Below are 20,620 nucleotides of genomic sequence, written 5' to 3'. Positions count from 1 at the left end.
CGACTACTTACACGAGATCGATCGGTCTGTAAAGAGGAGTTTTGCAACAGTCTCAGGTTAGCTCGCGCCATCTATTTCTGGCACTTCAAAGAAAAGTGGGCATACGGTATTCGATATCAAGCAGAATTTGTATTTGCCACTCGGAATCAATCAGATGAAGCAAACTCCCGACTGAAAGAAATATCAACACAGGCGGATCAATGGTTCGCCACCGCAACTTCTTTTGGGGAGAACCCGGAGGTTTTCAAATATCAGGTAATAGAAGCGAATGATTCAAAAGCCATGAGGCTTCATTTTTACGAAGGTTGTAGGCTTCTATTGATCTTTAATAGCCAACAACAGCTTTGAGAGGACGTGTGTTACGCTACCGCTCCACACACGGTTTTCAAGCTGGGCGTTAGCTGCTTCGTGCTCATTCCATGATCCTCTACAAATACATGAGCCCCAAGGTGGCAGAGAAGGTTCTCGAAGGAAACTCCATCGCCTTCTCCATCGCGAGTGAATTCAACGACCCATTTGAAACCGTTGCTGGTTATCCAGTTCAGTCAACAAATCCTATCGAGGGACTCTTTGAAGGGATTCGATCCTGGACGAAGCGTCATATCTGGACCGAGAACAGTGGGGTGCTCAGCCTCACTCGGACCCCGACGAATCCACTGATGTGGTCGCATTACGCGTACGAACATCACGGTTTGGTGCTTGGGTTTGACGCAGATGCGGCGGGTTTCACCGATGAAGCCACCTGTCTGATTCCAGCTCAACATGGAAGTATCATCTATACGCAAACGAGGCCCTCTTCCTCGCTATCGGAGAGCCCGATAGGTGACCCCGTCAACGTCGACCATACGCACTTCTACCCGGTTCGACACCATGAGAAACTGAGCAGGCTCTTCCTTCAGAAAGCCATGTGCTGGTCTTATGAAGAAGAAGTCCGAGTTGTTAAGTGTGTGGCCGATAGGGATGGGGAAGGGATCAATGCCAGTGGGCAGTTTAAGCTGGTCGAAGACCACGGCCGCGGATTCTATTGCTACCAATTGCCTTTGGGCAGCATCAAAGAGATCTACCTTGGGTTGCGTCATGAAGCATTACTTTCTCGGGACGCATTTTTCAGCTTCTGCGAACAGACAGAGAGAAAGCATCCTGTAGCGGCCGTCAAGGCTTGCAGCCTATCGAATAATTCATGGGGAATAGAGATTGTTGCGCCATATGAAACACGCAGCTAACAAATCGTTGGAGCGGACCCGCGAACCCGTGTGCCGCTTTGCGTTCATCGCACGACGGCCGGCCGCTCAACTCAAGCGATGGGCCGACGCTCGCGGCCTAACGGCGCTCGCTGTCGGCCCATCACGCGCCTGGAGCCGACACACGCTCCGGCAAGCCCGCTTGCCTGCGCACCTGCGGCTCAGCCGCCGCTCCGTTCGGCAAGACAAACCAACACAGAGAAAGGAAATCTGGAAGATGAAACCGAGAATCACATCTGGGACATTGCTGTCTGCGCTAGCAGTCATTCTATTCAGCGTCGGCACTGCAGTGTGCGCTGAAGGGGACGAAAAAGTAGTCCGGGAAGCGGCCGCCCAGTTTTACAGCGCATTGAATGTGATGTTTACCGGCGAGTTGGAGCCGATGAAGCAAGTCTGGTCGCACGCCGAGGATGTGACCTATATGGGTCCGGGAGGCGGTTTCCGCGTGGGTTGGAGCGAGGTGCTTCAAGACTGGGAAAAGCAAGCGGCCATGAAACTGGGAGGGAAAGTTGAGGCCGTGGATATGCGGGTGATGGTCGGTCACGATGTCGCAATCACACAAAATTACGAAAAGGGAGAGAACAAAGGTCAGGATGGAAAAACGTTGACCGTCCTCATTCGCGCAACGAACGTTTTCCGCAAAGAAAAGGGCAAATGGAGAATGATCTCACACCACACGGATTTACTGCCGCATTTGCAGAACTGAACAGGAGTGAGTCTCCCGACGCGTGAGGCAGCGCCGAACAAAGCGCTGCACCTGACTGCCACCAGCCTCCGCTCGTGCCTCGCTCCGGCTTCCGGCAGCAGGTGAGCGCCAGCGTTAGGTGAATCCCACTGTTCGTTCGCGGTCCTAGCCTTACCCTCTGCTGCTTGCCCACCTTCGAACTTCCCTCGGCCGTAATTCATAAACCATGGACTCCCTGATCCTGACGCGTGCTCAGGGATTCGTGTGCCGTTGGCGTGAGCTGGCTGTTCGATTGGCCGCTTGGTGGGAGATGCCGTGGGTCCGCTGGCCGGTCGTGGCGATCACAGGCCTGACCTGGGTGCTGATCCTGGCCTCACCATGGGCGGAACTGCTGCTCCGGTCTGATGAGAGCTGGCCGCATCATCGGCTGTTCCTGATTGTGAAAGAGCGACAGCCGGAACGAGGGGATCTGGCTGCATTCCGGATGACGCCGGAGCTGGCGGCGCGGGTGCAGCCGCCCCGCGAGCGGCCCTATGCGCGGGTCGGGGAACTATGGCTGAAACGGGTCGTCGGCATGGCCGGTGATCGGGTGACGCTCGTCTCGGAGACACGCGGGCGGACGCGGATTCTGATCAATGGGTACGCCGTTGGGGTCGCCCTGCCTCGGGACAAGTTCGGCCAGGAGATTCATGCCGCTGCCCTGCCGGCCGTCATCCCGGAGGCGCACTATTACGTCGCCCTGGAACATCCCCGGTCGTTCGACAGCCGCTATTTCGGCCTAGTGCCTGACCGGTTTCTTATCGGGACAGCGCAGCCGCTCTGGTAGTCCCTCCTGCACGGCAAGCCGGACGTCCGTAATATCCGTACAGGGGGCTTACGATGTTGAACCGATGGAGAGGGCGAGGACTGTCCGGTGTGATCCTTGTGCTCGTCCTGCTGGTGACGCCTAGAACGCAGGCGCAGGATCCGTCGCAGGCCGCCCGAGTCATCGCGGAAGCCAGCTCCGGGACGGTCCAAACGGCGTTGCCTGGCGCACGCCAGTCGAACCAAGTGGCCGACGGCTGGTACCTGGTCTTGTCCTGGTCAGTGCCGGAATCGCTCCGGCACGAACTGATCGAAGGCGCCAGGCGCCTGGGAGCCACGGTCGTCGTCAACGGTCTGGTCGGACCCTCGCTCAATGACACCGTAGCCGCTTTTCGGGCGCTCGCGCCGCCCGACAAGACAGCCCAGATCGTGATTGACCCGATCAGGGTCCGGGAATGGAAGGTCGCGACGGCACCGACCTTGGTGCTCAGGCGGGGAAGCCGGTATCTCGTCCTCTCCGGCGCCGGCTCGGTCGAGGAACTGATGCGGGACCTGGCCGAAGTCGAGCGCGGCGTTCGTCCGACAAGCGACTGGCTGCACCGGCAGCCGGCGCCGTGGTGGGACCAGGAGCGGCATGAGCCGCGGCCGGCACTGCCGGAGGTGACCGCCTCGGCGAATCATCGCGGCTCACGGGGCGGCTGGCCCCTCATCGAGGAACCCTTGGATCGGGTCATTCGGGACCGGATCAAGCAGGTCAATTGGCGGCGGCTGACGGACGCCGCTAAGGAGCGCGTGGCGGAGCGGCTGGCCGCAGGCCCTGGGCTTGCGCTGCCGACCGTGGTGAAACCGCGCACGCGGCTCGTGGATCCGTCCGTGACGTTGACCGGCGACTTTGCGGTGAACGGCAGCCTGCTGTTCAAGACCGGCCAGTCGGTGAACCCGCTCGCCACGCACACGCTCCGTTACCGGTTCCTCATCATCGACGGCACGGACCCGGCTCAGGTGGACCTGGCGCGGCGGCTCGTCGCGGCACAAGCGGACGCCGCCCCGCTGCGCGTGCTCATCACGCGGGGGGATTGGCGCCGGGTGGCCCAGCTCGTGAACGTTCAGCAGGTGTATTGGGCCCAGGCGCCGGTGTTGGCCCGCTGGCAGGTGGAACGAGTGCCCAGCCTCATCACCCAGGTCGGGGTGATGTTGCAAGTCGAGGAGCTGCCGGTCCCGGACAACCGGCAAGATCAACGGACAGGAGGATTGCGATGAAGGCGGCTGAGATCACATCCAGGTCCGTGATCTGCGGACTGGTCATCTGTCTGAGCCTGGTCCTGGCCCAGCCGGGGCCAGCCGCCGCGGCCGAGCCAGGCGGCTTCGCGGTCGGCCAAGCCGGCGATCCGGTGCATGGCGCGCTTCTGCGGAGTCTCCACGCGAACATGCCGGACGTGGAGGTGGACTGGATTCGTCCCGGACCGGTGGCGGGTCTGTACACGGTCAAGTTCGGGCGCTCCATCGTCTACATGGACCAGTCCGGCCGGTATCTGTTCGCCGGGGGCATCTTCGACCTGCGCGCCCAGGTCAATCTGACGGCGGTCGCGCAGGGGAAGGAGGCCGCCGCGCACCTCTGGTCCGAGCCGCTGGCGGAGCTGGCGATTCCCCTGGGCAACGCCGACGCGCCGGACAAGGAGCTGGTCGTGTTCGACGACGTGGATTGTCCGTACTGCCGGCGCCAGCATCCCGAGCTGACGAAGCTGACGGAGGCGGGGTGGCGGGTCTGGGTCCTGCTGTATCCCGTCCAGAAGCTGCACCCGCACGCCTATTCGAAGTCCGTGGGGATCTGGTGCGCGGAGGACCGGCGCCAGGCGCTCCTGCGCGCCTGGGCCGGCGAACGGCCGGCGGAGCAGGACTGCGCCCATCCGCTCGACCGGATTCAGGCGCTCGGCAAGCGGCTCGGGGTCGCGGGGACCCCGACGATGGTCCTCAAGGGCGGCTTGCTGATCCAGGGCTACCAGGACGCCGCCGCGATCCAGCAGCAGGGCCGGCAACTGGAGCTGGCCGCCGTCACGACGGGTCAAGGGCCGCGAGCGGACATGGGTCGGCCCGGAACGGATCCGAAGCCGTGAAGGCCCTGGTCTCCTGCAACACGCTGACCTGCCGGTGACGATCGCCCGAACCCGCATGATCCGCCGCCTCTTCACCGTCGCCGTGCTTGTCGGGCTCGGCGCGCACGCGACGGCCGCCCAGGCCGCGTGCGAGGGATTGTCCGGGATGGAGCTGGCCAGGTGCAGTCTGGCTCAGCAGCCGAGCCCGAACCCCTTCACGCCGGGCGGCGCCGGATCCCGGCCGTCCGTCGCGCCGCAGTTCGACCCCTCCACGTCCCTGCCCACGACCCTCTACGACCGATCCGGGTCGCTGGGCGCGGACCGCCTGACCCAGGAGGGCAGCGCCGCCCTGGAACAGAACGAGCTGACGCCGTTTCTGCTTCAGACCCGGCAAGACGCCAAGGCCTGGCATCTCGATGGCAGCCCGGCGCTGGCGACCGCGGAGAGCGCCCTGGCGTCCGCCATCCAGATCCCGGGCGTCGGCAGACAGTGCGAGACCCAGGACGTCTGCGTGGCGCGGGGGGAGCCGGGCTTGGAAACCGTCACCTGCCACGAGCCGGCGTCGGAGCTGCATCTCTGCTCCGAAGGCACCGCGGTCGTGACCATCGTCTCGCCCGCCGAATTTCAGCCCGTGGAGAACGGCGCGCACAACCCGATCGGCGGCTTCTGCGATTACCACTGGCACGACCAGAGCGACCGTTTCGGGCTCTCCGGCTCCTGCTACATCCTCAAGATCCCCGCGTATGACACCACCGTCCTGCCCTGGCGGTTCCAGCTCTGCGCGAAGGCCTGGTACCGCTACAAGGGCGAGGTCTTCCCGATCACCGAGTCCTGCGTCTGGGTGAACGAGGGCGAGCCGTTTTCGGAGGTCTTGGTGCAGCCCTACGCCGCCGCCGGCTCCGACTGCTGCGCGACGACCCGATTCGAGGTCACGGCGAGCGGGCGGATCGCGAACGGCTTCGGCGAGGTCACGTTCACGCCGGGCGCCGGGAGCAGCCTCCCGCACGAACAGACGCTCGGGTTCACCTATGTCCCGCCGGACTATTCGATCGAGATGCAGGATGAGAACGGGCAGCCGGCCGCGCCGTGTTCCATCCCGGAGGAGGCGCTGGCCGCGTGCCGGCAGCCGGAGCAGACCTGTACGGGGACCTCCGAGACCCGCCTCGTGGACGGGGTGGCGGTCGAGGTCCCCTGCACGGCCCAGGCGAACTACATCCAATGCCGGATGGATGACACCTGCGCGCCGTACCGCGCGCGCCAGGGGTGCGCCACGTCCGCGATCCTCTGCGGGCAGGCCGACCGTGACGGCCGGTGCCTCTGGTACGAGACCACGATGCAATGTCAGACGGCGGGCTCCTGCGTGGAAGTCAAGCCGGTGACCCAGTGCTCGCAGTGCGGGGAGCCGGACAGCCTGATCCCCTTCTGCCTCGACAGCTCCACGCCCGCGAACCCGAATTTCGCGCTGGCGGCCGGCTACCTGGAGCTCGCCCAGCAGTTGCGGCGCGAGTACGATCCGACCTCCCAGACGGTGTTCAAGGGCGACGTCCGGCGGTGCCGCTACAATACACAGCTCGAACAGGCGCTCTCGTCCGGCTCCCAGGGGATCACCTCCGCGGCGATCGCCGGCGGGATGGCGGCGTTTACCGGCGGCGCCGGAGCCGTGATCGCCCTCTCGGCCATGTCGGCGGCCGGGAGCGGCGCGTTGCAGGGGTACAACGCGACCGCGGTCAACTGCTGCTCCCTCAACGTGCAGTCCGGCTTGTCCACCTCCTACATGGCCACCAACGCCCTCTACCTGGGGTCGAAGTACAGCATTCAGTACTACCAGGACCAGATCGAGACCGCGGAGCACGCGATCCAGACCGCCATGGATGCGGTGGTCCGGGCGAATGAGGTCCGCACCGGCACGCAGATCACCGCCGAGGCCATCGTGCAGACCGGGCAACCGGCGATCGCCGAAGGCGTCCGGCAGTCCGCGGAGCAGGGCGGGCAGTGGATTGCTCAAGGCAACGACTGGCTGGCGGGGGCGCAGCAACAGTTCGACCTGGGGAACTACAAGGAGGCCACGGAGTACGCGCACAAGGCGGTGGAGAATGTCTCGGACGCCGTCGAGGGCATGAACTCCGCGCTGGGGAGCGCGGATCAGTCGCTGGGCAGTCTGGCGGATGCGGACTGGGCGGCGATCGCGGCGGATCTCGGCGGCACGATCGCCACGGCCGCCGTGGGGATGGGCTTGCAATACGCGAACGCCCAGCTCATGGGGAGCATCTTCGGCGGCTCCTGCGATTCCGATGACCTGCTCCTGGCCCTGGAGCGGAAGGCGGGCCTGTCGGTTTATGTCGGCACCCGCTGCGTGAGCCGGATCGATCTGGGATTCAGCACGCTCTGCCGCAAGAAGGAAGAGGTCTGGTGCTCGTTCAAGTCCATCCTCGCCCGGCTCATTCAGCAGCAGGGCCGGCAACAGACCGGCCGCTCGTTCGGCGCCGTCAACGACGGGATGGATGCCCCGGACTGCGGCGGCTTCACCATCGCCGAGTTCTCGCAGATGCACTTCGAGCAGATGAATTTGCAGGAGTTCTACGACCACCTCAAACCGAGGATCAACGAGTCCGGGCTGCAATACATCGGGACCAGGCAGGCGGAGCGCTTCGTGAACCGGCAGGGCGGAGGGGGGAGCCCATGACGGCGGCGCGAATCCTGGCGCTCGCGGTGGTGCTCGTCCTCGGCCTGGGGCTGAGCGCCCCCGCGGACGCGCAGACGCCCGCCGGGGGCGGGTCCATGATCGGCTGTCCGGAGACGACCCTCCTGGGGGACCTGCTGGCGAAGACCTGCTGGGAATGCCTGTTCCCGGTGAGTTTCGCCGGCGTCGTCCTGCACGCGGCCGATCAGGACCAGCACGACCCGTCCCAGGGGCAGACCAGCCTGCTGTGTTTCTGCTGCAAGGAAGGGGAGACGGACTGCCCGCCGAGCGTGCCCTTCGGCTACTGGGAGCCGGTCCGGCTCGTCGAGATCGTCCACGAGCCCTATTGCTTCCCGTCGTTCGGCGGCGTGGATCTGAACGGCAAGAAGGACGTGAGGGGGCGGGGGAGCGTCAAGGGGATCGGTTCGGACCCGGAGCAGGATTTCGCCTTCTCCCAGGCCCATGTCATCCAGTTCCCCCTGTTCGCGATCGTCGGTCTCATCGTGGATGTGTTCTGCCAGAACACGCTCCTGGATGACGCGATCGATGTCATCTATCTGAGCGAGCTGGATCCCCTGTGGAGCGACGACGTCGCGGCGACCGTCGCCGCACCGGAGGCGGCCCTGATCGCCAACCCGGTCGCGCAAGCGGCCTGCTCGGCCGACGCCTTGGCCGCGAGTGCCGGCTTTCCCGTGGACTCGCTCTGGTGGTGCGCCGGCGCCTGGGGCTCGCTGTATCCCCAGACGGGCAACATCCACGGCGGCACCGCGGGACCGGTGAAGTCCGCCGCGCTCACCATGGCGCGGCTGATCGCCCACCTCGCGCGGCTCGGCGCCGAATGGTACACGGCGGGCAGTGGCGACCAGATCTGCTTCGACTATCCGACGTTCATGATCGTCAAGAGCCAGTACAAGTTCCAACTGCTCTGGCCGATCGCCAATACCGCGGCGGCGGGAGTCCCCTGTTGCTCGCCGCTCGGGCGCACCACGTTCATGTGGGGGATGGGGAAGACGGTGCCGGGGTGGAGCGAGGATTTCGTCTTCCTGCTCTGGAAGCTCCAGAACTGCTGCCTCCGGCTGGGGTTCTGATGCGCTGGCTGGCGACCGATCGGCGCTGAGCGACTCCTAGCGGAGGAGGGTCAATCCAGCGAGGAGCAGACCTATCAGGAGAAGCAGGACGGGCCAGCGGCGGGCGAACCAGGATCGGCCGGGATGGCGCGCGCCGCAGAGGCTGCAGACATCCGCATCGGGCAAGACCGGACAATCGCACCGGTAACAGCAGACGTACTTGCTCATGTCTCACCTTCTACCACGCTCGGACCCGATGGGAAACGGACGGCGTCCTCCTTCCTTCATCCGTAATAGAGAGATGGATTCAGGGATCGGGTGGGGAGGATAGATGGCACCGACGGTGTGGCTCGCGGTCGCCTGTGGCGTGCTCTTCACCGCCAGCTTGGGCCACGCCGACGAGCCCCTCTTTGGCGTCCCCGGGCAACGTGGGTTTCTGTGGTACGAAGACCCGGTCCCACCGCCCGAACCGCCCAAGCCGGAGCAGCTCGATGTCAAGCCCGACCCTACCTCACATCTTGAGAAGGCCCAGGTCCTGACGCCGACCTGGGAGGAGCTGAAGCGCCTGCCGCTCGACCGCGTCGTACTCGACAGGCTGCCGGCCCGCTGGCTGCGCGCGATCACGGAGGCGAAGCGGGAGTACGCCCTGGATGATCCCACGCCCGAGCGGGTCAAAGACTATATCCTCGTCCAGCGTGCCACCTTCGCCCGGAGCGAGCGGTTCGCGGCCTCGTGGCAGGTGGTCATGTACGGGAATCCGGAGCTGGACTACAGCGCCCGGCATCCGACGTCCGAATTCGGCCATCAGGCGGAAGCGGAGCTGGTGGCGGCCAGGGAAGAGGAGCAGTTGCGACGGGTGGCCGAGCGCGGCGGGCTGTTTTTCTTCTTCACCAGCACGTGCAAGTTCTGCCAGGAGCAGGCCAAGACCCTCCGGGTCTTCGCCGACACCTATGGGTTCTCGGTGCTCCCGGTCTCGCTGGATGGACGGGGGCTTCCGGAGTTCCCGACCGTCAATCCGGACAACGGCATCGCGAGACGCCTCGAGGTCAAGCTGGTGCCGATGCTCTACCTGGCGATCCCGGATGAGCGGGTGCTCACGCCGATCGGGGCGGGGGTGCTGACGATCTCCGAGCTGAAGGAGCGCATTCTGCGGATGGCCGGGGTGAAGCCGGCCCACGGCCTGGAGCAAGCAGCGACGCTTGAACCGGTCCCGGCGCCCACGGCGGCGGCTGTGGCGGTTGGGAGGCGCGGCCAACCGGTTAAATGACACGGCGTGTCCGGCGGGAATCTCAGGAGATGGTCAGCATGAAGCGAGTCCTGTGCATGATCGTTGTCGTCGCGACGCTCGGGCAGGGTGCGGCCTGGGCGGGGCTGGACGATGACCTGGCCACGATGTTCCAGTCCTGGGGCGTCGGCACGACCGTCAACCAGGGCGGCGCCTACGAATCCCAGCAGCGCGGCTTTCTCTCCGGGGGCAGCGTCAGCGTGCGCGTCCATCGCCGCCCCCTGCCGCCGCTCGTGTCGTTCTCGCCGCCGCGGTTCAACGTCGGCTGCAACGGCATCGACATCTACCTCGGGGCGTTCTCCTACGCCAAGATGGACCGGTTCGTCCAGACTCTGCAACAGCTCGGGATGGGGGTGGTCGCCGGCTACGCCTTCAAGATCGCGATGAAGGAGCTCTGCGAGACCTGCTCGAACGTGCTGGACAACCTGGAAGCGGCCATTCGCTCCGTGAACGCGCTCACCAACCTGCAGCCCTGTCAGGCCAGCGTGCGGCAGTTCGAGAACACCGGGAAACAGATCCTGAACGCCGGGGCGGACCTCTATGACAGCGTGATGGCCGCGTCGGGCGCGAAGAGCGACCGCCTGGAAGGCAGGGGCGAGAAGAGCGAGAAGGAGAAGATCGCGGAGATGAACCAGCACGACGACACGCGGGTCTCATTCAACCTGGTGCGCGATCCGCTCAAACAGGCCGGCGTGGACGACGCCACGATTCAGCTCATCATGTCGGTGGCCGGCACGCTGACCGTCAATCAGGAGGGCGCGGCCGAATGGGCGGGCGGCACCCTGAAGCTCGACCAACTGGTGGATCTCCGGCCGGGCGACGCCGCAACCCTCTTGGCCTGCGACGATCAGGCCTGCCTCTCGGTCCGGGAAGTCGAAATTCCGCCGGGGGAGATCACGGGGTTCGGGAAGCGCGTCCGTGACGCGATGGAATCCATCGCCGACAAGCTCATCGCCCGGACCGTCGAGCTGACGTCCGACGAGCGGAAGATGGTCGAGATGTCGCCGTTGCCGTTCCTCGTCAAGTTGCAGCAGCAGAGCGTCGAACGGACCGCGATGCAGGGGTACATCGAGCGGAACGCGGAGCTCGTGGCGGTCGAGATGGCGCGCAAGTGGATCGAGTACGCGGTCCACGAGGCGCTCAACAAGCTGGAGTCGTTGCCGAAGCTCCATCCGAACCTGGCGCTCTCGCCGGACATGCGGCGGGACGCGCGGGAGGCCCTGCGGGTCCGGGCGTTTATGGCGGCGACCGACGCGGACCTGCGGATGAAGCGGCTGACCGCGACCATGCCGGTGGAGATCGCCGATCCCCAGACCAGCCGCGGGAAGGCGCTCCATGAGGCGTACAAGATGCTCGCGCCCGACCAGCCGCTCGCGCAGAGCGCCACCCTGGCCCAATGACCTGGGAAATCCTCGCCATCGGCAACGGGGATCTGCTCTGGCAGATCTTGAACGGGATCAAGCTGCTGACCCAGGGGCCCTGGTTCGGCCTGCTGCAGGTCGTGGCGCTCCTGGCCATCCTCGGGGCCCTCGCCCTCGTGGCCGTGAAGCCGGACGGCTCCGCCGGGGCGGCCCTGCTCGTCCCGCTGCTCACCATCCTCACGGTCGTCCTCCTGACGTCCACGATCACGGTGAACGTGGCCATCACGGACGTGCTGGACCCCACGGCGCGCCAGGAGGTCCTGACGGACGTGCCGATCGGCGTCGCCTTGCCCTGGTGGATCCAGAGCCAGGTCAGCTACGAGCTGACCAGCCTGATCAACGGCGCCTTCGCCTCGGTCGGGAAGCCCACGGTCTTCGAGGGCTTCATGAAGCAGCAGCTCGAGCTCCAGGCGCTGGTCACGGCCCAGCTTCCCGCCGGCGACGCCAGACAGTCGCTCGTCGCCTTTCTCACGGCCTGCGTCTTTCCGAACATGATCGGCGAAGGACGGCTCCTGAGCCCGAACGAGCTGCGGGACACCCGCGACCTCGTGGGCGCCATCGGGAGCAACATGGTGGACCGCGTCCGCACCACCAACCTCTATGTGGACGGGAACATCGCGGCGAACCGGACCTGCGAGCAGGCCTTTCTTAACAGCGACAGCGGCGTGCTCGGGATCCGGGCGATCGTCGGCGCGGACGGGAACGGCGCGCTCCAGGCGCATCCGGATTACCAGAAGGTGCTCCACGGGCTGATGCTGGTGACCGGGACGTCCGACTACGCGGCGCTGGAAGACGAACTCGACACCATGTTCGTGGGCCTGACGGGCCTGCCGATGCAGACGTGGAGCAGCGAGTACGGCTCGCCGGCCGGGGTCCGCGTGCCGCTGAACACCGTGCTGGTCAGGGACGTGTGGGAACAGGCGGTGGTCAGCGCCCTGGAGACCGATCAGAACGTCGCGGGGGTCACCAAGCAGATGATCAGCACGTTGAAGCGGGAGCTGCAGTACCAGGTCTTCAGCCAGTCGTGGACGCTGAGCCAATGGGTGCCCATGGCGCGGAGCCTCGCCGAGGGCCTGGTGCTCATCATGGCCCCGTTCGGCCTGGTGATCATGATGGCGAACGCCCGGCTGTTCGGGGTGGGGGCGTTCATCAAGATGTTTCTCTGGCTGGCCCTCTGGTGGCCCCTGCTCGCCTTGCTGGACGCCACGATGTATTTCTACGCCGCACGGGCGTTGCGCATGGCGATGCTCTGCCCGAACGGCGCCTCCGACACGCTCGTCACCTGGATCCAGCAGACCCTGACGACCCTCGGCAGCGCGACGGGGCCGTGTCAGGGGATCACGCTCCGCAACTACGAGCAGATCAAGACGCTCGTCCTCTCCATCAACACGGTGGGCCAGAATCTCATCGCGAGCATTCCGGTTCTGGCCGGGGCGATCGTGTACCTCGGCGGCACGATCGCGAGCGCGGTGGTGGAGCGGGTGGCCCAGTCCGCGCCGAATACGGGCGGGGTCTCCAGCGGTGCCGGGGCGGGGCGGCTGGAGGGCGTCAAGTACGAAGGCGGCGGGTATCTCTCCACCTGGTCGCAGGAGACGGGCCTGACGACCACGGCGGAGCACCGCACCGGGACGCAATACGAGAAGCGATCGGACGGGTCCCGCCGGTACCGCGGCCTGGAAGGCAGCTACACGACCGACCGGTTCGGGAACGTCATCGAGGGCGCGCGGGTCACGCAGCTCGCGGACGGGTCCACGGCGGAGACCACCGGAACCGGGAACGTCCAGCGGGTCCGGACGACCCGGCGGCGCGCGGACGGCACCAGCGAGACCGTGGAGGAGACCTTCAACACCGCGGGAGGCGAGCGCCGGCTGATCGGGACCGACACGTTTACCCGGACGGCGGAAGGACTCACGCAGCGGAGCGAGCTCAATGCGGAGGGGCGGGGCACGATTCAGGAGACTGGCGTGGATCGGACCACCGGGCAGTACGTGGAACGGAAGCTCAACCAGGATCGGCTGGGGACGGAGACCCGGAGAGGCGTGGTGGCCGTGCCGATCGTCCAGCCGGATGGGTCCATCCAGCAGGTCACGATGGATGCCGAGGTTCAAAGCCGGTACGACGCCGGCCGGGCGACGCCGACCTGGGCGACCTTCAAGCTGCACGACGAGAAGGGCACCCACCTGCGGCACGGCCAGTGGGACCCCACCGCGAACGACGGCCGGGGGGCCTACCGGCTCGTGGCCGGGGAGACGCAGCGCGTCCTTCGGACTGTGGGGGCGGAGGTGGACCCGGCGACGGGCAAGCTGGCGCTGGCGGAGACCTCCCTAGGTCCGGACGGGACGGTGTTGACAAGGCACTACCGGACCGGGACGGCCGCACAGGACGAGAGCTTCAGCCTGGCCATCCACGGCGAGACGCTTCAGGGGAAGGCGAGCACCTTCATCGCCGACGATGGTTCGATGATCAAGCTCTTCGAGGGTACGGTCACGGGGCCGGAGGGGATCCCGTATAAGACGGCCGGCCTGATCCGCATTCACGACAACGGCGAGGCGCGGTTCGTGCAGCGGGAGGACCTGCGGGGCCTCACCGGCGAGGCACGCGATTTCCACGGCCGGATTGACGGAGTCGAGCTGGAAGGCACGCGCCGCTGGCAGGTGGTCAACGGGAAGCTGCTCGAGACGTTCACGGGCCTGGTGAACGGCGCGCAGGGGCAAGGGCTCTTCATCCGTGGCGCGGACGGCACCGAGCATTTCGCCCGGCTCGAAGCAAAGAGCGGGCTGAACGTCCAGCATGAGGACATCATGAACACCACCCGGGAACGGGTGCACGTAGACCGCGAGAAGTCCGTCAGGGACCGGGTGAGCGAAGCCACCGAGCCCTTTCTCTGGACCGATCCGGAGACCGGCCAGCGTCAGTTTGTCCTGCTGAAGCGGACCTTCGCCCAGGACGGGACGGTGCTGACGGCGGAGTTCTCGAACCTCACGACGGGGAAAGTCTGGAAAGCGTGGATGGACCCGAAGACGAACGATCAACACTACGGGATTGCCGACCTCGTGCAGGATCCCGTGAGCGGTCGATGGCGGACGATGAACTTCCAGGAAACCGGCAAGGCCGAATTCGATCGCAACGGCTATGCGACCACCGCCCGGCTGGGCCACCGTGGGGAGGAGCTGTATTCCGAAAGCGTGCAGGGCCAGACCGTGCGGAAAGATTACTCCTTTGTCATGAACTACAAGGCAGAGGCTGATGTGTCGGCGATGACCGCGTATACTCTCTTCGAGAAGGATTTGACACGCGATGTAGGACAATTTGAACAAGGGGTAATGCTGGGATTTGCTGGCGCAGAGAAGGGCTTCAAAGTCGCTGAGAACGCGTTCAAAACGAGGAGGATGATAAAGGAGGTCACGGGAGATCTCAGGAAAGGAAAAGGCGGGAAGGGTGGGGGCGGAGGAGAGGGTGTTCGGCCAACCCCGCCAGCTCCACCGCCAGGACAGAGTGGAACCATCACTACGCTCCAGTACCGGCAATCTACGCCAACCGAACGATCTGGACAGGGTGCACCGCCGCCGCGTCTCCCGCAGCAGCAGATACCCCCTGCCGAGCCTGCCATGGGCCGCCGGGTATCAGCACCACGGGGGGAAGCCCCGGGCCGCATTGGGCCGCGCGAGCAAAATCGGCAAGAGCCTGTACCTCCGAACTGAGAAAGGAAGACTTGTGACGATGCGTGTGATCAGTCATCTCGCCGTGAGCAATGGCCTGGCCGCTATCGTTGCTCTCAATGGTGAATCGCCTGCATGGGAGGCTCTACCGCAGGCGGAGTGCGCGGCCACGCCGGACGGGGTCGTCCTGACCTGGGGCGGTCACACTATGGTGCTCCCGATGATGCTGCTGGAATGTTTGCTGGCACCGGATGGTGATCCGACGCTGACGGTCTATCCGGTGGATTGGGAGCGCGCAGTGCAGAAGCCAGTCGGATCGGTCGTATTCAGGCGTGAGGCGTTGATTGAAGCGCGCGGCGCGGTGATGTTTATGCAAAACAATGGCCGGCCCCTGAACTCAGAGGCCGGCCATGGAGAGGCCAGAGGCTAATCGTCATCCGACCTGGTCCGCCGACCGTAGACGTAGACACGGTCGCCGATCGGCACGATGTCGAAGAACAGGTTCAGGGGAAGCAAAAGGACCGCCGTGAACGTTGTTCCAAGCGCAATCTCAAGGAACGCGAAGCCAAAGATAGATTGTTCCTCCTTAAACACTTCGATCGGAGAGTAAGTTTGCAAGGCGAGTGTGATGCCTGTTGCGAAAATTCCCCAGAACACCCTCAGCCGGTGATGCTCGACCCATTCCGGGTGCCGGCGGAGCACCCTGTACCAGACGATCACCGAAGCGACCAGGAAGAAGACGGTCCTCAAGAAGGCTGCCCCTGCGGTCTCCCCTGTAAAGATCCCCAGGAAGCTGTAAAAGTCACTCTGGAGGATGTACCAGAACTGGTCCATCGTAAGCTCGGTTGTTCGGCCGACCAGGGATCCCATGTCTTCACCTAGCTATTCGGCCAATCATAAGCCAATGCTTAGGTGAGCTATCTAATCTATGTAGTATAGCGATGTCAAGGATTCCCCGCGCTTGATTGGCCGGCCGATCCGGTATCGGCGAGAAGAAAACCAAGCTTGAGCCGCTGACTTTAACACAATTGGCTAGAACCTATCTCAAATTCGGCTTCATGTAGAAATCCTGTCATGCCCGCAAAAGCGGGCATCCAGAAGGACGCGAAAACACTGGATTCCCGCTTCCGCGGGAATGACAGCGAACGGCGCGATGATTGAAAGAAGGAATTTTGAGATAGGTTCTAGACGATATGAGGGGGTCCCGCGACGCCAGGGGATGGTGGCCCCGGTTACGCCGGGGGATGGTGGCTCCCATGACGCCATCCGGTTGGATGTAATAGAGGGTTGAGGAGTGTTACTGCCGTAGCGCCAAGCTGTCTCGAATCGGCGCGAACCGATCGAAAAGAGGCAATCGATCTCGTTATCTCGCAATGCCTGCCGAAGTTCGACCGGTCTCGGACTTGCGTACCTCTTCAAAACCCGGTGGTACTGAAGCCAAGATCAGGAGGGCAGATATGATACAATCCCCTCAATGCCTTTCACGGGAGGAGCAAATGAAGACCGTCACCGTCTGGATCGAATGGGATCCCGAGACAAAGCTGTATGTCGGCACCGTCCCCGGCGTGCCAGGGGCCCATACCCAGGGAGCGAGCCTCGATGAACTGAAACGCAATCTCGAGGAAGTCATTGCGCTCTGCCTAGAAGAAAACCCGGGTTTGGCTGAAGCACTGCCGCACTTTATCGGCCTCCAGCAGATCGAGCTTGCCGGTTGAGCAAACTTCCGATCGTATCAGCCAAGAAGCTGGAACAGGTGTTGTTCCGCCTTGGATTTGTGGCTGTCCGACAGAAGGGCAGCCATGTGTTTTACCGTCATCCAGACGGACGTACCACAACGATCCCCCATCATTCAAACCGCGATGTCGCCCTGCCGCTCTTGCGAAAGATTCTTCGAGATATCGACGTCGAGCCTGAGCTGTTTCAAGAACTACTCAAGGCGCTCTGACCACGGCTGCCCCGGCTGAATCTGGCGTTTTGGCAGTCATCACCATTCAGAGCGCCGCACCTTACATCTCAGGTTCTCCAGTCGTTTTCATATCCGCTGGACCCAAATCGGATGTGTCGGCCGGCCGTTCAGGTGTCTGCGGGGCTGGAGTCTGATTCCCTTTCATCCACATTCAACCCAGTGAAGAGGTAGGCCATGTGGTTCTTCGGAAACAGACAGGATCATGTCGAGAAGTTTCAGTCAGGGCTGTACGTGAAGAAGATCCATGCCCCGGACAGCGAAGTCCTGTGCGTCGGCGCGATCTACGACCCCGACACCGAGAAGGTGCTGGGGGCGTGGGGGAAGGTCGTCAACGGCAAGACGACCTTCGTCGAGGTCCTCGTCGAGGACTATCCCAACCTGAAGCCGAGCCAGCTTCGGGACGCGGCGCTCCGGGAGGCCATCGTCAAGAACCGGGAGGAGACGATGTCTGGGCTCGACAGTCTCCTCGCCCGACGCCTGCCGTTGGCAGCCAGACGCCGCGGCTCACAGTAACCACCGATTCCCACTCCCACGGTGGCGAGTGCTACATCGTCCGCGTCCCCTGCTGGCACGTCGACCACCATGATCATGCGGAGAATAGACGGTCTAATCTCCGCATTTGATGCGGACAAGCGGCGGCCGTGCGGGGCTTTCCTGCACGGCCGTTTTGGTTTCCGGGGCCGGACGCGGCCACGATCCCGCCGTAATACGCCTATGGAGCTGACTGCAATGTCATTGTTGGTGATCCTCGTGCTGCAAATCGGACATCTCGTCTTCGGCCAGATCGTCAAGGCGCACCCGGAGAAGCGGGCCTACCTGGTGGTTCTGACCACCGGACACCTGGCCATTCTCCCGCGTGACGAGGAGGACCGGCCCTACAAGGTCGGGGATACCTTGGCCGCCGCAGTCAGCCGGATCGGGAGCGGCCATCCGATCCTCTCGCAGCGCTCCATCCACTACATTCGCCGGGTAGCGGACACCCTGCTGGTGCCGCTGGTCCAGCAGGCGCGCGCGAAGGTCCGCGGGGTCGCGAGCGCGATCGGCGCGCCGTTCGTCAAGATCGCCGTCGAGCCGCTCACCAACGACGATCCCCTGGGGGATTGCCTGAAGCTCCTCCTCGACTTCAAGGCCTACCTGACCCGGACCGTGGTCTTCGTCCGCTACGACCCGGACGTGCGCGAGTACATCGCGAACGCGCTCGTGCCGGCTCCGCGGAAGCAGATCCGGCGGGTCGTGCTCCTGCCGGCGACGCGCGCGGCGCAGGTCTACGTGGAGGCCGCCAGCGTGCGGGCGTTCCTGGGGTACCGGGGCCTGAACGTGGCGGTCGCCAACAAGCTGGTCAAGCGGCATATCGAAATTCTCGGGGTGTCCGGCTGACCCCATTCACCGGGGCTCGCGCAAGCGAACCCCCTTCTCAAGGAGGGCTGTCATGTCACAGGACGATGCGGACAAGGGCGGAAAGGCCGCGGCGGGGAACGGCGCGCGGAACGGCAAGGACCGGGAAGCCCGGGCGGCGGAGATCCAGGCGCTCAACATCGAGCGGGCCCGGAATCCCCTGAGCGTGCTGGTGCTGCCCCAGACCACGGAAGGCTTCCTGCTGTGCCGGATGCTCCTCACGCTGGAGAAGGCCGTGTTCCGGCTCCGGCGGGAAACCGGCTCCAGCATTCCGGTCGCGGAGGCCATGGTGTGGCTGAAGAAGGTCGAGGGCATCGCCGGCGGCATGAAGGACATCCTGAAGCGGTTCGGGATCGCCGAGACGGGGCTGTTGCCGGGGATGCAGGACGGCTGGGAGGCGCCGGAGGTGCGGGAGAAGCTGGCCGCGCGGCGCAACGCCTACGTGTTGCTACCCCGCGTGGAGGTCGTGCGGGAACTGGTCACCGCGATCCAGCCGCTGGACGGGGCCTTGCAACGGCTTCGGCTGACCAGCGCGGACCTCACGAAGGCGGCGGAGTCCATGAAGCGCGTCGTGGACCTGATCAAGGAGCTGCACGAGGTGACGGAGGGGCTGGCCGAGAAGCTGAAGATTCCCTATACCCCGCCGCGCCGGTTCGAGCAGCTCGTCGGCGTGGCGCAGCCGGCGCCGTGATGGGGCCGCCGCGGTGTCCCTCCTACCCTGAGATGAAAGGCGTGCATGCGTAGGACCGTGTCGGTGCTGACCCTCCTCGTGGGCCTGGGCGCCTGCGTCTCGGCGAAGGACCACCGCATCCTCATGGAGAAGTACGCCCATACCCTGGCGATCAAGAACGAGATCGACCTGGAATATGGGGACCTGCACAAGCAGGTAGCCCTGCTGGAGCAGGGACACGGCAAGCTGGCCGCCGCGCTGGCGGAAGCGAAACAAACTCAGGCCGGAGTCGCCGGCCAGATGCGGCTCCTCCAGCAGAACGTGGATGCGATCAACGGCCTGGTGAAGAAGGAGGCGCAGGAGATTCAGGAACTGCGTGCGGCGCTTGCCCCGTTCAGACAGGAAGCCACTGACCTGAAGCGGACGCTCACGGACAGCCAGGCCGAGCTGCGGACCGGCCAGGAAGACCTGAACCGGCGCCTGACGGACCTGCAGCGACGGCTCCAATCCGTCGGCGCCCTGGTCGGCCGTCTGAACGCCAAGGCCAAGGCCGCCGGCGAGGCACCGGAATCGAGCACCCAGGCTCCGGATCGCGGCAAGGGCGCGAAGCCGGCCAAGTCCGTGAAGAAAGCCGGGAAGGGCCAGACTGGCGAGCCACCTGTCCAGGACACGCCAGGGTCTACCAAGCTGCCCGAGGCTCCGGTGGACGCCGGCCCGTCGCCGCTGATGGAGCTCAAGCCGAATGCGCCACCGAGCCCACCATAACGGAACTGGCGGATGACCATCTGGATGCTGAGCACGGATACGATCCCGGATCGCCGGTATGAGGTTCTGGGACTCCTGATCGAGCAGGAAATGCTCGGGCTGAACGTGGCCCGTGATCTGACCGCCATGATCAAGGATTTCTTCGGGGGTCGGGTCCGGAGTTACGATCGGCCCCTCCGGGACGGGATGACGCGCTGTTTTGCGAGATTGGAGGAGCGGGTGAAGGAGGCCGGCGGCCACGGGCTGATCGGCGTGCGAATCGCGATCACGCCCGTGCCGTTCAAGCGGATGACGATGTTGCAGGTCTGCGCCTATGGGACCGCGTTCCGGTTGCTCGACGAGCCGCCGGCGGCCTGAGGTCGGCCGCGGGCCGGCGCAACGCTGGGCGGGCGTCCTGGGATTCTTCGGGATCGTCCTGGTCGGCTCCGCCGCGCACGCGGGGGACTGGACGCCGCCGTCCTGCCTCGGTCGTATCGCGGACGAATGGCAACTTCCTTCGAGGCTGATGCAGGCCATCGTGCTGGTCGAGAGCGGCGGCGATCCCCACGCGCTCAACGTCAACGAGCACGGCAGGGGGAAGCGGGTGTCCGTCTCGTCGCGCCGAGAGGCCAAGGCCCGCATCGGCACGCTCCTCCGCCAGGGGACCAACTTTGACATCGGGCTCGGCCAGATCAATAGCCGCACCGCCGCGCGCTACGGCGTTCATCCGGTCTGGCTCCTGGACCCCTGCTGGAATCTCTACGTCACAGCCCGCCATCTGCGAGAGAAGATCGCGCGGTACGGGTACGGCTGGACGGCGATCGAGCGCTATAACGGGATCAACGCGGCGTACCCGTGGAAGGTTTATGAGCAGCTCCGACGGCTCTCGGAAGAAACGGAGGGCCGGTAG

Annotated in this window: 21 protein-coding genes; 20 read left to right on the top strand and 1 reads right to left on the bottom strand. The window is 64.7% G+C overall.

Translation table 11 applies throughout. The features are described from left to right. The 12 genes from AC1U7O_RS13285 to AC1U7O_RS13230 form a co-directional block, all read left to right on the top strand. Positions 1-348: hypothetical protein (locus AC1U7O_RS13285; protein WP_479895271.1), on the top strand; the 348-nt coding region annotated here is incomplete at its 5' end. Positions 349-419: 71 nt separating this feature from the next. Beyond that, on the top strand, positions 420-1,223 hold the full coding sequence (locus tag AC1U7O_RS13280) for a DUF2971 domain-containing protein (RefSeq protein WP_479895270.1): 804 nt from the start codon (positions 420-422) through the stop codon (positions 1,221-1,223). 235 nt (positions 1,224-1,458) lie between these two features. Further along, a complete protein-coding gene (locus tag AC1U7O_RS13275; protein ID WP_479895269.1) occupies positions 1,459-1,947 on the top strand; it encodes a YybH family protein in 489 nt (162 codons plus the stop codon). A gap of 205 nt (positions 1,948-2,152) precedes the next feature. Beyond that, entirely contained in the window at positions 2,153-2,752 is a 600-nt protein-coding gene (locus AC1U7O_RS13270) for a S26 family signal peptidase (RefSeq protein ID WP_479895267.1), read from the top strand. A gap of 197 nt (positions 2,753-2,949) precedes the next feature. Continuing rightward, a complete protein-coding gene (locus tag AC1U7O_RS13265) occupies positions 2,950-3,990 on the top strand; it encodes a TrbC family F-type conjugative pilus assembly protein (RefSeq protein WP_479895266.1) in 1,041 nt (346 codons plus the stop codon). After that, the gene (locus tag AC1U7O_RS13260; protein ID WP_479895265.1) at positions 3,987-4,844 is read left to right on the top strand and encodes a DsbC family protein; all 858 of its coding nucleotides are present in this window, start codon (positions 3,987-3,989) and stop codon (positions 4,842-4,844) included. Before AC1U7O_RS13265 ends, AC1U7O_RS13260 begins: the two co-directional genes overlap by 4 nt. Positions 4,845-4,899: 55 nt before the next feature. Further along, a complete protein-coding gene (traN, locus tag AC1U7O_RS13255; protein WP_479895264.1) occupies positions 4,900-7,506 on the top strand; it encodes a conjugal transfer protein TraN in 2,607 nt (868 codons plus the stop codon). Then, a complete protein-coding gene (locus AC1U7O_RS13250; protein WP_479895263.1) occupies positions 7,503-8,591 on the top strand; it encodes a TraU family protein in 1,089 nt (362 codons plus the stop codon). The genes traN and AC1U7O_RS13250 overlap by 4 nt, the downstream gene beginning before the upstream one ends. A gap of 310 nt (positions 8,592-8,901) precedes the next feature. Further along, positions 8,902-9,837 (top strand): conjugal transfer protein TraF, encoded by a 936-nt coding sequence (locus AC1U7O_RS13245; protein WP_479895262.1) that lies wholly within the window; start codon positions 8,902-8,904, stop codon positions 9,835-9,837. Between the two features lie 38 nt (positions 9,838-9,875). Then, positions 9,876-11,255 (top strand): conjugal transfer protein TraH, encoded by a 1,380-nt coding sequence (locus AC1U7O_RS13240; RefSeq protein WP_479895261.1) that lies wholly within the window; start codon positions 9,876-9,878, stop codon positions 11,253-11,255. After that, positions 11,252-14,977: a conjugal transfer protein TraG N-terminal domain-containing protein gene (locus AC1U7O_RS13235; protein ID WP_479895260.1), complete on the top strand. Its 3,726-nt coding sequence runs from the start codon at positions 11,252-11,254 to the stop codon at positions 14,975-14,977. The genes AC1U7O_RS13240 and AC1U7O_RS13235 overlap by 4 nt, the downstream gene beginning before the upstream one ends. A 19-nt stretch (positions 14,978-14,996) precedes the next feature. After that, positions 14,997-15,365, top strand: a complete 369-nt coding sequence (locus AC1U7O_RS13230) for a hypothetical protein (RefSeq protein WP_479895258.1) — start codon at positions 14,997-14,999, stop codon at positions 15,363-15,365. Here AC1U7O_RS13230 and AC1U7O_RS13225 read toward each other — a convergent pair. Then, positions 15,362-15,769 (bottom strand): hypothetical protein, encoded by a 408-nt coding sequence (locus AC1U7O_RS13225; protein WP_479895257.1) that lies wholly within the window; start codon positions 15,767-15,769, stop codon positions 15,362-15,364. The two genes, AC1U7O_RS13230 and AC1U7O_RS13225, sit on opposite strands and share 4 nt — an antisense overlap. A gap of 662 nt (positions 15,770-16,431) precedes the next feature. On the opposite strand from AC1U7O_RS13225, the gene AC1U7O_RS13220 reads away from it, so the two are divergent. From AC1U7O_RS13220 to AC1U7O_RS13185, 8 genes are all read left to right on the top strand, one after another. Continuing rightward, positions 16,432-16,650, top strand: a complete 219-nt coding sequence (locus AC1U7O_RS13220; RefSeq protein WP_479895256.1) for a type II toxin-antitoxin system HicB family antitoxin — start codon at positions 16,432-16,434, stop codon at positions 16,648-16,650. Then, positions 16,647-16,880: a type II toxin-antitoxin system HicA family toxin gene (locus AC1U7O_RS13215; protein WP_479895255.1), complete on the top strand. Its 234-nt coding sequence runs from the start codon at positions 16,647-16,649 to the stop codon at positions 16,878-16,880. The genes AC1U7O_RS13220 and AC1U7O_RS13215 overlap by 4 nt, the downstream gene beginning before the upstream one ends. 195 nt (positions 16,881-17,075) lie before the next feature. Beyond that, a complete protein-coding gene (locus AC1U7O_RS13210; RefSeq protein ID WP_479895254.1) occupies positions 17,076-17,414 on the top strand; it encodes a hypothetical protein in 339 nt (112 codons plus the stop codon). A gap of 216 nt (positions 17,415-17,630) precedes the next feature. Next, on the top strand, positions 17,631-18,278 hold the full coding sequence (locus AC1U7O_RS13205) for a hypothetical protein (protein WP_479895253.1): 648 nt from the start codon (positions 17,631-17,633) through the stop codon (positions 18,276-18,278). 52 nt (positions 18,279-18,330) lie between these two features. Continuing rightward, complete coding sequence (locus AC1U7O_RS13200) at positions 18,331-18,987, top strand: hypothetical protein (RefSeq protein ID WP_479895252.1); 657 nt, start codon at positions 18,331-18,333, stop codon at positions 18,985-18,987. Between the two features lie 45 nt (positions 18,988-19,032). Continuing rightward, the gene (locus AC1U7O_RS13195; protein WP_479895251.1) at positions 19,033-19,731 is read left to right on the top strand and encodes a hypothetical protein; all 699 of its coding nucleotides are present in this window, start codon (positions 19,033-19,035) and stop codon (positions 19,729-19,731) included. Positions 19,732-19,743: 12 nt separating this feature from the next. Continuing rightward, the gene (locus AC1U7O_RS13190; protein ID WP_479895250.1) at positions 19,744-20,088 is read left to right on the top strand and encodes a YbjQ family protein; all 345 of its coding nucleotides are present in this window, start codon (positions 19,744-19,746) and stop codon (positions 20,086-20,088) included. Continuing rightward, positions 20,045-20,620: a lytic transglycosylase domain-containing protein gene (locus AC1U7O_RS13185; protein ID WP_479895249.1), complete on the top strand. Its 576-nt coding sequence runs from the start codon at positions 20,045-20,047 to the stop codon at positions 20,618-20,620. The genes AC1U7O_RS13190 and AC1U7O_RS13185 overlap by 44 nt, the downstream gene beginning before the upstream one ends.

Source organism: Candidatus Nitrospira neuquenensis, assembly GCF_979578155.1.
The sequence above is the reverse complement of the archived record's forward strand: the minus strand, read 5'-3'. Positions and strand labels throughout refer to the sequence as shown.